The 12,084-nt window shown below is 67.9% G+C and carries 10 protein-coding genes and 1 tRNA gene; 3 read left to right on the top strand and 8 right to left on the bottom strand.

What is annotated here, in order from left to right; genetic code table 11:
- Positions 1-31: 31 nt before the first annotated feature.
- Complete coding sequence (locus FFF93_RS02655; protein ID WP_138767446.1) at positions 32-2,026, top strand: FAD/NAD(P)-binding domain-containing protein; 1,995 nt, start codon at positions 32-34, stop codon at positions 2,024-2,026.
- Positions 2,027-2,030: 4 nt separating this feature from the next.
- Here FFF93_RS02655 and FFF93_RS02660 read toward each other — a convergent pair whose 3' ends face one another.
- The 7 genes from FFF93_RS02660 to FFF93_RS02690 all read right to left on the bottom strand — a co-directional run bounded on the left by FFF93_RS02660 (position 2,031) and on the right by FFF93_RS02690 (position 11,070).
- Entirely contained in the window at positions 2,031-2,252 is a 222-nt protein-coding gene (locus tag FFF93_RS02660; RefSeq protein WP_261375266.1) for a hypothetical protein, read from the bottom strand.
- Positions 2,249-3,691 carry a glycosyltransferase gene (locus FFF93_RS02665; protein ID WP_138767445.1) on the bottom strand — a complete coding sequence of 481 codons (1,443 nt, stop codon included), beginning with the start codon at positions 3,689-3,691 and terminating at the stop codon, positions 2,249-2,251. Before FFF93_RS02665 ends, FFF93_RS02660 begins: the two co-directional genes overlap by 4 nt.
- Before the next feature lie 193 nt (positions 3,692-3,884).
- Entirely contained in the window at positions 3,885-8,426 is a 4,542-nt protein-coding gene (locus FFF93_RS02670; RefSeq protein ID WP_138767444.1) for an ExeM/NucH family extracellular endonuclease, read from the bottom strand.
- Positions 8,427-8,839: 413 nt separating this feature from the next.
- Entirely contained in the window at positions 8,840-9,241 is a 402-nt protein-coding gene (locus FFF93_RS02675) for a VOC family protein (RefSeq protein WP_138767443.1), read from the bottom strand.
- 10 nt (positions 9,242-9,251) lie between these two features.
- Entirely contained in the window at positions 9,252-9,689 is a 438-nt protein-coding gene (locus FFF93_RS02680; RefSeq protein ID WP_138767442.1) for a helix-turn-helix transcriptional regulator, read from the bottom strand.
- An 83-nt stretch (positions 9,690-9,772) separates the two neighbouring features.
- Positions 9,773-10,234 carry a universal stress protein gene (locus FFF93_RS02685; RefSeq protein ID WP_138767441.1) on the bottom strand — a complete coding sequence of 154 codons (462 nt, stop codon included), beginning with the start codon at positions 10,232-10,234 and terminating at the stop codon, positions 9,773-9,775.
- Positions 10,235-10,338: 104 nt separating this feature from the next.
- The gene (locus FFF93_RS02690) at positions 10,339-11,070 is read right to left on the bottom strand and encodes a TetR/AcrR family transcriptional regulator C-terminal domain-containing protein (RefSeq protein WP_138767440.1); all 732 of its coding nucleotides are present in this window, start codon (positions 11,068-11,070) and stop codon (positions 10,339-10,341) included.
- A 262-nt stretch (positions 11,071-11,332) separates the two neighbouring features.
- Here FFF93_RS02690 and FFF93_RS02695 point away from each other — a divergent pair, with 262 nt between their 5' ends.
- The gene (locus tag FFF93_RS02695) at positions 11,333-11,590 is read left to right on the top strand and encodes a hypothetical protein (protein ID WP_138767439.1); all 258 of its coding nucleotides are present in this window, start codon (positions 11,333-11,335) and stop codon (positions 11,588-11,590) included.
- Between the two features lie 5 nt (positions 11,591-11,595).
- A complete protein-coding gene (locus FFF93_RS02700; RefSeq protein WP_138767438.1) occupies positions 11,596-11,859 on the top strand; it encodes a hypothetical protein in 264 nt (87 codons plus the stop codon).
- A 66-nt stretch (positions 11,860-11,925) separates the two neighbouring features.
- Here FFF93_RS02700 and FFF93_RS02705 read toward each other — a convergent pair.
- Positions 11,926-12,013 (bottom strand) — tRNA-Ser (locus FFF93_RS02705).
- Positions 12,014-12,084: the final 71 nt, after the last annotated feature.

The following is a 12,084-nucleotide window of genomic DNA, read 5'->3' on the forward strand; positions in this document are numbered from 1 at the left end:
CGCCGGCCCGGATGCGGATACGCTGGATGCCGTGGTCATATCGCAGAGCATCCGGACGGCCCTGGTCGGCGCCGGGCCCAGGGGCACCAGTGTGCTGGAGCGGCTGCTCGCCAACTGGACCCCCTCCGCACCCGGGGCCACCCTGCATATCCACGTCATCGACCCCTATCCCGCGGGTCCCGGCCATGTCTGGCAGCCCGGCCAGTCGCGGCTATATCTGATGAACACGCAGTCCTTCTATCCCACGGTGATTCCGGAGGATCCGGAGCTGGCGCGGCCGCTGGCCGGGTGCACCTTCGACCAGTGGCGCGAGGCGCAGCGGCGGGACCCGCACACGGCGCTGTCCGCCGAGGAGCGTGCCGAGTTGGCCGGCCTGGAATCCGCCGACTTCCCGAGCCGCGCGCTTTATGGCCGCTACCTGAGGTGCACGCTGGAGGACCTCCTGGACCGGCTGCCCGACGGCGTCACGGTGGAATTCCACCAGAGCAGCGCGACGGCAGTCCGCCCGGCCGCCGGGGCAACGGCCGCCGGGACAGCGGCCGCCGGAGAGGGGAACGCCAGGTTCGACGTCGAGCTCGCCGAGGGTTCCGTGCTTTCCGTCGGATCGGTGGTGCTGGCACTTGGCCATCTGGAGTCCAAGCTCAACCCCGAACAGCGCGAGCTGCAGGCCGCGGCCGATGAGCTGGGCCTGAAGTACCTGCCGCCGGCCGCCCCGGCCGACGTCGACTGGTCCGGGATCCCCGCGGTCCAGCCGGTGCTGGTGCGCGGCATGGGCCTGAACTTCTTCGACGTGATGGGCCAGCTGACCGAGGGCCGCGGCGGAAGATTCCTCCCCGCGCCGGACGGGTCCGGGCTCACCTACCTCCCCTCCGGGCGGGAACCGCACATCATCGCCGCCTCCCGGCGCGGCACCCCGTACCGGGCCAAGGCGACCCTGGCCGGCTACTACCCGGCAGCGGTGCAGCTGAAGTACTGCACCGAGGAGGCGGTCGCCAGGTTCGCGGCCGCCGGTATTGTGCCCGCCTTCGACCACGACCTGTGGCCGCTGCTGCACCGGGATGCCGTGTGGGCCTACTACTCCACCCTGGCGCGCTCGCAGCCCGACGCGGTCGGCGCGGATCCGGCGGGCTTCCTCGGCGCGCTGGAGGAGGCCCTGCGGCCGCATGCCCACTCCACCGCTAACTGGGAAGACGCCGCCCGGTCGGTGATCGACGCATCGGTCCGGCCGCACCACCGCCTGGACCTGCTGGGCCTCGCCGCACCCCTGGCCGGCCGCAGCTTCGCCTCCCGCGCGGACCTGGACGCCGCCGTCGTCGATTACCTGCTCGACGACGCGCGGCGCTCCGCCCTCGGCGAGGACGATCCGGTGAAGATGGCGATCGGCGCCCTGCACCACGGACGCGCGGTGCTGAAGACCGTGGTGGCCGACGGCGGCATCACGGACGAATCGTGGGTGGCGGGCCTGCGCGGCTGGTTCGAATCATTCGTGGAGGGGATCGCGAGCGGTCCGCCCGCCCTTCGCGCCGAGCAGCTCGCGGCCCTCGCGCGGGCCGGGGTGGTCAGTTTCGTGGGCCCGGACCCGAAGTTCGGTGTGGACCGGAAGGCCCGGATGTTCACGGCCGCCTCTCCGTGGGCGGCCGGCCGCGGTAGCGACGGCGGAGACCGGGTGGAGGCACCCGTGCTGATCGAAGCGCTGGCACCGGCCAACCGGGTGGCGATCAATGCCTCCCCGCTGCTCGAGCAGTTGCTCGCGGACGGCCTGGTGCGTCCGCGCCTGATGATGAGCGTGGAAGGAACGCCGGTGCAGAGTTCCGGCCTGGACGTGGTCCCGCATCCCTACCGTCCCGTGGCGGCAAACGGGACGGTCACTGACGGCGTGTACGTGCTGGGTCTTCAGCTCTCCGCAACGCAATGGGGCACCGCGATCGCGGCCGAGGCCCGGCAGCAGCAGGGGCCGGTCTACCGCAGCGGCCAGCGCACCCTGCGAGACGCCGATGAGATCGCCCGGGACATCCTCGGCCGGTAGCGCCCTAGTTGTTGGCGTCGGGGTGGATGCTGCGGGTTTCGGAGCGCTCGTTCCGGGTGCGGATCCAGTCCGAGGGGTGCAGTTTCGGAAGGATCTTCGCCAGCGCGAGGGCGGCGTACATCACGGTATTGATCGCCACAAACGTGGCGAGGATGGCGAACCATTGCGAGTGCAGCAGGGACTCGGGGAACAGGATGCCTGCGGGGACGGCGGCGGTGACGGTCATCGGCGTTCGGCTCCGAAATTCTCGGGCACCCGGACAGGGGTGACGTGTTTCCAGCTGGCGGTCCGGCCCAGCGAGATATCGGCGACGCCCTTGAGGTAGACGACGTTCAGGAACATGTCGAAGAACAGCTCCGGGAATAGGGTCACGGCCAGAAGGCTCGCCCGCCAGCCGCCCTTCCAGACCGTGGCGACCCGTTCGACCATGAACAGGGCACCCAGTCCCAGCCAGAACGGGAACCAGATCCAGGTGTCCAGCGAGACCACCATCAGGAAGATCAGCAGCAGGTAGGAGCCCAGGGCGATCACGCCGTAGCCGATCCCAAGCTGTTGGGCCCAGTAGCGCAGGGTGGGCGGCGTGATGCCGTAGGCGCCGATGTTCTCCAGCGCCCCGCGCTGCCAGCGCAGCCGCTGCGCCCAGAGGGTGCGCCAGCTGGGCATCAATTCGGTCACTACGGTGCACTGCTCAGGCGAGATCATCAGCCCGCCCAGGGACTTCAACGCGATCGTCAGCTCGTTGTCCTCGGTGAGGGCAGCGGTGTCGTAGACCAGGCCGGGGGTGCCCGGGATCGAGGAGCCGCGGCTGGCGGCCACGGTGCGCAGCGCGCGGGCACGGAACATGGAGGCGGTGCCGGTCAGCACGAAGACGCGGCCGCGCCGCCGCCCGATCTCCCGGCTGTAGCGAAGGTACTCGTTGCGCTGGAACTGGCCGATCAGTCCGTGCCCCTCCTCACCGTAAAACAGGCCGCCGACGGCCATCAGCGCCCGGTCGTTGGCGAACCGGTCCACCGCGGCCGCCAGGAAGCCGTCGTCGAGCCGGGTATCCGCGTCCATGACCATCACGACGTCGTTGTCGCCGAGCTCGGGCAGCAGCCCCTGGAGCACCTGGTTCAGCGCGCCGGCCTTCTTCTGGGTGTTGTTGACCGATTCGATCACCTCGACGCCGGCCTCCCGGGCGACGAACACCGTGGAGTCGCTGCAGTTGTCGGCCACAACGATGACGCGGTCGGGACGGCGGGACTGCTCCAGCAGGGAGGTGATGGTCAGCGGCAGCGAGACTTCCTCGTTGTGGGCCGGGATGAGTACGGTGACCCTGACGGGGCCGGCGTACACGCCGCGCGTCGCCGACATCACCACGCGGGGCGCGAGCGGGCCGGTGAGCGGGTCCAGCGAGCGGCGCGACCGGTTGGCGATCCGCCGGTCCACCGCTGCGACCCCGGCGGCCAGGAGCAGTGCCATGGCGATTGCGGCCAGGATGATGCGGGGCGCCGGTGCATCCGTGTTGTAGAGGATGCTCCAGAAGCCGAAGAAAATGCCCTGCGCAGGGGATTCACTCAGCGCCGGGCCGCCGGCGGCGACGGCGATCCAGAGGAGGGCGGCTGCGCCGCTGGCAATCAGGGCGATGAAGATGCCAACAGCCCGGTTAAATCTCCCTTTACGCATGTGGGCAAATGTTACCAGCGCAACATGCGCACCTCTCGCCACTTTCGTCCCGCCCGCCTCGTATGACGCTGGTCCTGGAAGGCGAAGACACAATGGGCATGCCCGCTCCCCAGGCCGGGCAATGGACACTTGCACAAAATGTCCACCGCTCCGGCCGGGGAGCGGGCATGCTCACTGCTGAACGGCTAAGGAACTAGCCCTTCAGGCAATGGCGGTAGGCCGCCATTGCCGTGCCGTAGTTGGCCTGGCCCACGAGGTCCGCGGGCCGCTTTGGCTTCACCGGTGCGGTGCACTGCGGCGGGACCGGCACGCTGGCCGCGACCAGCACCTCCGCCTTCACCACGGTGCCGGACTCGACGGCGGTAAGCACCAGGGTGCCCCCGCCGGCGGCGGCGCCGGCCGGCACCAACACGCTCACCGAGGCCGCACCAGCGGTCACCGGCACGCTGCCGAGCGCGGTCACGGTACCCGCCGCATCGATGAACTCGGCCCGCAGCGAGGTGTTGGCCGGGCTGCCGAGTGAGGTGAGGTCCAGCTTGGAGACCGCCAGGGTGATGGTGTCCCCGCCCTTGACCTCGGCCGCGGTGGTGTTCACCACGGCCACTGAACGCCGGGCGAAGTCGGGCGAGACCGGATTGTGGGCCTGCAGGTACTTGATCCACGCGTCACGGTCCACGAGTCCCGAGTCCTTGGTGGCGGCGCCCTCCTTGAAGATCCGGAAGTTGTCGCCGCCGGTTGCCAGGAAGCTGAACGTTCCGATCCGGTAGGACTTCGCCGGGTCGATCAGCGCGCCGTTGACCCGGATCGCGGTGATCCGGTCACCGGCGGCGCGGGCCGCGTCGTAGGTGTAATTGACGTTCTTGGACAGGCCCAGCTGCTGGTAGGCGCGGCTGGGGACCGTGCCGTCCGGGTTGGTCTGCCACTGCTGTTCCAGCAGCGTCTTGAACTGCGCACCGGTGAGTGTGGTGGTCCAGAGGTTGTTCACGAACGGCAGGACCGCGTTGGCCTCGGCGTAGGTGATGGTGCCGTCCGGCGCGTAGTACAGCTCGTTGCGCAGGCCGCCCGGGTTGACGACGCCGATCTCGGCGGAGCCGACCTCGGGTGCCTTGAGGGCGTCCACGAGGGAGTCCGCCACGAGGTTGCCCAGGGTGGATTCGCTTGAGCGGTCGTCACGCACGGCGGGGGAGCCGCCGAACGCCGTCGTGACATCCGCGGTGACCTTGCCGACCGGCTGATTGCCGATCACGGCTGCGTCGGCGACGGCCTTGTCCACGATGGCTTTCACCGCGGCTACCCGCGGGTACGTGGCAACCAGGCCGGCCGCCGCATCTGTGGTCCGCTTGACGTTGGCCGCCTTGTAGCCGGTGACGGACATGGTCTTGGTGTCGATAGTGAGCTGGATCTGGCCGATGAACTCGCCGTAGTTGCCGGTCTGGACGATCGGACGGGTCTTGCCCGTGGGCTGCCCGGCAGAATCCAGCACGGGGGCGTCCCACGCGTACTGCTTGTGGGTGTGGCCGTTGAAGATCGCAGCAACATCCGGGGTGACCTCGGTGGCCATCTTGGCGAAGGGGCCGCCGGCGGCGACTTCCTGCTCCAGGGTGGCGCCTTCGGGAGTGCCGGACCCGGCGCCGTCATGGTTTTCCACAATGATGACGTCGGCGAGCTTGTCAGCCTTGATCTTCGCGGCAACACGGTTGATCGCGTCGACGGGGTCGCCGAATTCGAGATCGGTGATGCCCGCAGGGGTGACCAGGGAGGGCACTTCCTGCGTGACGGTGCCGATCACAGCGACCTTGATCCCGTTCATGTCCAGCACGGTGTATTCCGGCAGCGCCGGCTCGGTGGTGCCCTTCTTGTAGACGTTGGCGCCCGTGTACGGGAACTTCGCGTTGCTGCCGCCGGCGATGACCCGGTCGCGCAGGTCGGCCCAGCCGCCGTCGAACTCGTGGTTGCCCACCGCGGAGGTGCGCAGCTCGAGGGCGTTCAGCACATCGATGGTCGGCTGGTCCTTGGCGACGGAGGAGGCGAACAGCGAGGCGCCGATGTTGTCTCCGGCGGAGAGGAACGCGGTGGCGCCGGGGGCCGCGGCCGCCCGGAGCTTCTCGATGGTTCCCGCGAACAGCACGGTGTTGGAATCGATGCGGCCGTGGAAGTCGTTGATGCCCAGGAAGTTCAGGTCAACGCTGGCCGGGACGGTGGGCAGGTTCAGTCCCACCACCACCGGATCGTGGTCGCTGGCGCGGAACTGGTTCGGCACGTAGTAGTCGGTGACGTTGTTGTTGTAGCGGCTGTACTCCAGCGCCACGGATTCCACCGAGTTGATGTTCCAGATATCAGCGCCGGTGACGATGGCGTTGGCCGCCGGTGAGGCGAGGATGTGGTCCAGAGAGCCCACCAGGCCGCCGAAGAGGTAGGAGTGCTTGGCGCTGCCGTCGGCGTTTTTGGCCTTGTCGTCCTGGTTGACGTACCCCGCGCCGGTGAGGACGTTGATCGGGTCCTCCTTGGCGTAGGAGTTGAAGTCACCGATCAGGAACACTTTGTTGGTGCCCTTGGACTTCTGCAGTTCGTCGGAGAAGGCCAGCAAGGACTGCGCCTGGGCCGTGCGGGCGAGGTTCGAATTGCCCTGGCCCTTGTCCGTGTCATCCGGCGTGGCCGCCGAGCCCTTGGACTTGAAGTGGTTGGCGATCGCGATGAACTTCTTGTCATCGGCGGCGCCGACGGGCTTGAAGACCTGGGCCAGCGGCTTGCGGGCGCTGGCGAAGGCGACCGTGTCGTTGTGGATGATGGACTCGCCCACCGGCTCGGCCGCGGCCTTTTTGTAGATGAACGCGGTGCGGATCATGTCCTCGTCCGTCAGCGGGGGTGCGTTCGCGGGGGTGCGGACGTAGTCCCAGATGCCGGGCGTGGCGATGTTCAGGGCGTCAACCAGCTTCGACAGGGCGTCGTCGCGGTTCTTGCCGAACTGGGCCGAGTTTTCGACCTCCATCAGGGTGACGACATCCGCGCCGGACTTGGAGATGGCGGCGACGATCTTGTCCTGCTGGCGCTTGAAGTTCTCCGCGTTGGCGGCGCCGCGGACGTTGCAGCCGCCGCTGACGGTGATCGGGTTCCCCGCCCGGTCGGTGTAGAACTTGCAGCCGGCGATCGTGTCGCCGGTGGTGGGGAAGTAGTTCAGCACGTTGAACGAGGCGATCTTGAGGTTGCCGCCCACAGCTGCCGGGCCTTCAGCGCGGGTGGCGCCGATGCCGGCCGGCTGGACGGTGTCCGCATTGGCGGCGGTCAGCTGGGTCAACGGCTGGAACTTCCAGGAGTTGTTGGCGTAGCTGAGCACCACATTGGTCTTGAACGTCACCGGCGCGCCGACCCGGACGTGGTCCGCGGTGGTCAGGTACGGCAGCGTCAGGGCCTTGGTGGTGGCGTCCTTGAGGAAGTTGGTGCTGGCGCCGTCGTCGAGCTTGATGCCGCGGGCGGCGTTGGCCGCGACGGTGGCGGTGTATTCGGCGGAGCCGTAAGGGGCGACGGCGGTGGGCTGCTCCAGCGGGGTGGTACCGCCGGCCAGGCCGATTTCGCCGTACTGGTTGAGCGAGTAGTTGTCCGCAACCGTCACCGGCCCCTGCGGTGTCAGCAGCATGGCCTCAAGGGATTCGCGGAACGCCTCGTCGGCCGGGAGGGAGAAGCCGGTGGGCTTGACCTCGGGGGCGGCCTCGGTCAGCTTGGTGACCCCGGCCGTGCCGGCGACGTTGAGTTGGGTCATGCCGTAGTACTCGGCAACATCGCCCGTGACCTCGACGTAGTCGCCGATCTGCACCGCGGCGACGGCGGACGGCGCGTAGACGAAGATGGCGTCCGACGCCGTGTGGTTGGCGGGCGTCAGATCGCCGCCGGTGCCGGGCGTCTGGAGATAGAAACCGGCGAAACCGCCGGTTGGGAAGGCCGCGGTGACCTTGCCTCGGGTAGTCACCGACGTTCCGGCGAGCGGGCTGGCGTTGCCGGTGCCCTGGATCTCGGCGATGCTCCTGAGGGCAGGCGGCGTGACGGGGCCCGGATCAACGGGGCCCGGATCGGCGACGCCGTTGGCGGCCTTGGGGGTGATGGCGGCGTTCAGGGCGAAGTCGGCAGAGTTGTTGTTGCTGTCCGCTCCGCCGCTGCGGTTCATGCTCTTGACGTCCGTGTTGCCCGACGGCGCCGTTGCTGCCTGGGTTTCGAAGGTGTTGGAGGTCCCGTAACCGAGCAGGTCGGCCACGTTGGCGGGTTCGACGACGGAGCCGGTGGCAAGCGGGTTCAGGGCCGTGGACTGCTTAGCCAGGACGATCGTTCCGCCCGCGCCGGCCGGGTTGAACCCGGTCGCGGAAGCGTCGGCGGCGGGCAGGTCCAGTCCGACGGTACCGTTGCTGCCGCCCTTGAGCAGGTAGTACCCCTTGCCGGCGATGGTGCCGGTAAGCGGAGCCGTGGTGGACGGGGCGGTGGTGCCCGGCGCGGAGCGGTACTGGATGGACCAGCCGTCCAGGGCGACGGGGGCGTCCGAGGTGTTGTACAACTCGACGAACTTGTTCTTGTAAGCCGCTCCGGCGCTGCCGCCGCTGAGATAGACCTCATTGATGACGACCGGCGAAGTTCCGGCGGCTGCCGGCGAGACCTCCAGTGCGACGGCAGGCACAGCTGTCAGCGGCGCTGCGATGAGCCCCGCGGACAGAGCTGTGCCCAGCGCTGTTTTCCAATAGGTGATTTTCATCCGCTCTAACTCTCATTAGGGTGCCCGGGTAAGGGCTGGGTGCGATGTCCGGGTTGATGGCCCCGGACCGGCCGGTCTGCTCCTGGTCAAGCAGATTCCGGCACAGCAAAGCAGGGGTGAATGAACACAGGATGGATTGCATGTGCATTCGGCGAGACGGCCCCCAGCGGAACGACTCACAGCCGGCACGGAACCCCAACAAGGTGCCCCAGCGCCGGTGTTGGTAGAGCATTTTTGGACGCCCCGGCCTTTCCCCTGGCCCGGGCATTCAAAAAGAATACCGGCCAGTAGCCGCGTGGGAAGCGGTTGGCCGGTATTTCTTACAGCAATTTTTCCAAAGGATTTAGAAAGTGCCCGAGCTTAGTTGGAGACTGCCGGGCATGGGCTGACCGGCACCGAGTCGTTGCTTCCTGTCAGGCCTGGTTGAAGCGGACCATGTTGCCGGACGGGTCGCGGAAGGCGCAGTCGCGCGGCCCCCACGGCTGGACGATGGGCTCCTGGAGGACTTCGGCGCCGGCGGAACGGACGGCCTCGAAGGTGGCATCCAGGTCGTCGGTGCGGAACACGATCACGGGCAGGACGCCCTTGGTGAGCAGCTGCTGGAGCGCGTCGCCGTCGTCCTGCGAGCGGCCCGCATGCGGGGGCGAAAGCACGATCTCCAGATCCGGCTGGGCCGCGCTGCCAAGGGTGACCCAGCGGTGCCCGTCCGAGCCGACGTCGTTGCGTACCTCCAGGCCGAGTACGTCGCGGTAGAAGGCGAGCGACTCGTCAAGGTCGTTGACAGTGATTTGTGCGTACTGCAATGAAATGTTCATGACTCCCACGCTAGGGGAGCGGCACTGCCAGTGCTTCTTCAATCCTGCTCGGTTTGCGCGGCGGCCGCGTGTGCAGCCGGGCGACGCAGGACGGCATGGCCTTGACCGCACGGTGCTCCCGGTCCCGGTAGGCGCTGGGAGTCATTCCGACGATTTCGGTGAACCGCGAACTGAACGAACCCAGTGAGGTACAGCCGACTTCCATGCAGGCGTCGGTTACGCTGGCGCCGGCCCGCAACAGCGCCATGGCGCGTTCGATCCGCCGCGTCATGAGGTAGTTGTACGGCGTCTCGCCGTAGGCGGCCTTGAACTGGCGGGAAAAGTGCGCCGGGGACATCAGCGCGCCGGCGGCCATGGTGGGCACGTCGAGGGGCCGGGCGTAGCCGCGGTCGATCAGGTCCCGCGCCCGGCGCAGGTGGGCCAGGTTGGCTAGCTCCTGCGGTGTCATGCAGGAATTCTAACGCCGATCTGGTACGGGCTGACCAGGGAGCCGCCGACGACGAACGCCGTAGCGCGCCGCCTCCGCCTCCGTCACCCGCCGGGTGACGGCTGGGCACTAACCGCGGTTCCTTCGCGGAACACCAGCACCGGGCAGTGGGCGTGGTGGACCGTTTGAGTCGACACGGAACCGAGCATCATGCCGGTGAATCCGCCATGGCCGCGCGAGCCCACGGCCACTAGCTCGGCGTCCCGGGAGGCTTCCACCAGCGCCGAGGCAGGACTGCTTTGCACCAGGCGTCCCGTGATCTTCACCCCGGAGTTTCCTACGCGGGCAAGCTCCTCCTCGAGGATGGCCCGGGCATCTGACTGGAAAACCTCGTAATCCCAGGCCTGGCCCAGGGCGTCAGTGACGTAGGGGAAGTTCCACGCCGTAAGGGCCAGGATCTCGCCGTGGCGCAGCCGGGCTTCCTCGACCGCCCAGTCCATGGCTGCCCGGGATTGCTCCGAACCGTCCACTCCAACAACGATCCTGAAACTGTCGTTCACTGCCATGAGCCGTCCCCTTCGCTTCAAAGCGCCGTGAGAAGTGCTGTGATCCCTCATCTTTGCACTGCCGGGGGTTCTCCGGGAGTGCGGCCGGGCCAGTTAGACCCGGTTCAGGGTTGTGGCCGTCCCCGCCCGGGGGAGAGGCGGGCCGCCAGACCCGCGAGCAGGATCGTGATGCCTTCGTCTAATTCGGCCATCCCGTCGTAGTCTGCGAGCACGGGGGCGAGGGACCGGATGTGCGGAAATTCCTTCGGCGGCAACCGGTGCAGGCCAAGACGGAGGAGGGCTTCGTTCTCTTCGGGGTCCACGATGAACTCCTGCAGTTCGTTGAGGATGTGGCCGTACAGGTAGCCGTAGTAGGCGCGATAGACATGCAGCGCATCCGCCGGGGCGAAGCCGGCCTCGATCAGCAGGGAGAGAATCTGTTCCAGCGGTCGCAGCGTGCCCAGGGGGCGCAGGCCCAGCGGGGTGGACAGCGGGCGGGTGACGAGCAGCGGTACGACGTTTGGGTGCCGGAGCGCCAGGCCGCGCAAGCCGTGGGCGATGCGCCGGAGCTGCGCCTGCCAGTCCGGGTCATCGGGGACGATGTCCAATTCGTTCAGTACGAGCTCAGAGACGCCGTCGAGCAGGGCCGCGCGGTTTTCGGCGTAACGGTACAGGCTCATTGGGTCCCTGCCGAGTTCCTGCCCGAGCCGGCGCATGGTGAGTGCGTCGAGTCCCTCGGCATCGACCAGCGCCAACGCCGCGGACAGCACAAGCTCCCGGCTGAGGCGTTTTTTGGTGCCGGGCGGCGGGTTACTGCCGGCGGCCGGGGTGGGCGGCGGCTTTTCTGCGGAGGACATGGTTCCGATCCTGTCGGTCCGGGGCCGGCCATAACGGGAGGCCACCCTCGGAAGGTGATTCAGCGAGCTTGCATACAACGAAGTCTACGCCTACAGTCTACGTTGTAGAGGGTGGTCCGAGTCCGCCTCTCCACAATGCCTCATCCCCGGTCTGCCGAGCTTCGGCGGCCGGGTTCCGCTTGGCGCCCCGTGCGCTGCGTTCAAGCGTCAGCTGCTGTAGCCCTCGGCGGCATTCAAAGCACCCAGCGGAAACGAGCCTCCCATGGCAGATTCGCAGTATGACCAGTTCCTTCACGAAGCCACCACCATCGACGGCGTCTCCGGCTCCGTCCTCGGACGGGATTGCCTCTATGGCGTGTACACGAGTTGGTGTTTCCTGTCCCGGGCTGTGCCCCGGTCCGAAGATGCCTTCTGGGCGGCCATGAAAGAGAAGAAGATCCGTCCCGGACACACGCACCTGCGCATCAAGGGTCCCGCGGCCACGGACTACATCCTGTCCAGTTACCCGGGACTGGTCTGAGCCGGGTGACCATCACCGCCGGCACGTACCGGCCGGATGGCGCGCACCAACCCCGGGGCCGCCAGCCGTGGTGCGCGTCCTGCCACAGCGACAGGCACCTCCTGGCAGGCTCAGTCGCGGTTCTGGACGCCCGGCAGAAGACCCTTGCCCTCGCCATCACCTGCACCCGCTGCGGCGAATCCCGCGTCATGGCGACCACCGCAGCGTTTGCCGCCGCCGTTATGGGCCGGGCGGAAACGGGCGGGACGGATGGCACGGCAGACAGGTGAGGCCGGCGGGGCCGATCTTTCGATCGGCCCAACCGGCCTCAAAACCGCGCAAACACTGCGCGCCCGCGGAAGGTAAGAGATTCGAACTCTTGGTACGGGGTTACCGCACACTGGTTTTCAAGACCAGCTCCATCGGCCGCTCGGACAACCTTCCCTAACGAGTAGTCTTTCATAGCCGGTCAGGAGCCACAAAAACCGGCGGCGCTCGCAGACGACGCCGGTTCG

Source organism: Arthrobacter sp. KBS0702 (assembly GCF_005937985.2).
GTDB lineage: Bacteria > Actinomycetota > Actinomycetes > Actinomycetales > Micrococcaceae > Arthrobacter.

Bases quoted from the DNA above. Each gene is read 5' to 3' on its own strand.
- FFF93_RS02660 (WP_261375266.1), bottom strand. From the start codon at position 2,252: ATGACCGTCACCGCCGCCGTCCCCGCAGGCATCCTGTTCCCCGAGTCC.
- FFF93_RS02665 (WP_138767445.1), bottom strand. From the start codon at position 3,691: ATGCGTAAAGGGAGATTTAACCGGGCTGTTGGCATCTTCATCGCCCTG.
- FFF93_RS02670 (WP_138767444.1), bottom strand. From the start codon at position 8,426: ATGAAAATCACCTATTGGAAAACAGCGCTGGGCACAGCTCTGTCCGCG.
- FFF93_RS02675 (WP_138767443.1), bottom strand. From the start codon at position 9,241: ATGAACATTTCATTGCAGTACGCACAAATCACTGTCAACGACCTTGAC.
- FFF93_RS02680 (WP_138767442.1), bottom strand. From the start codon at position 9,689: ATGACACCGCAGGAGCTAGCCAACCTGGCCCACCTGCGCCGGGCGCGG.
- FFF93_RS02685 (WP_138767441.1), bottom strand. From the start codon at position 10,234: ATGGCAGTGAACGACAGTTTCAGGATCGTTGTTGGAGTGGACGGTTCG.
- FFF93_RS02690 (WP_138767440.1), bottom strand. From the start codon at position 11,070: ATGTCCTCCGCAGAAAAGCCGCCGCCCACCCCGGCCGCCGGCAGTAAC.
- FFF93_RS02695 (WP_138767439.1), top strand. From the start codon at position 11,333: ATGGCAGATTCGCAGTATGACCAGTTCCTTCACGAAGCCACCACCATC.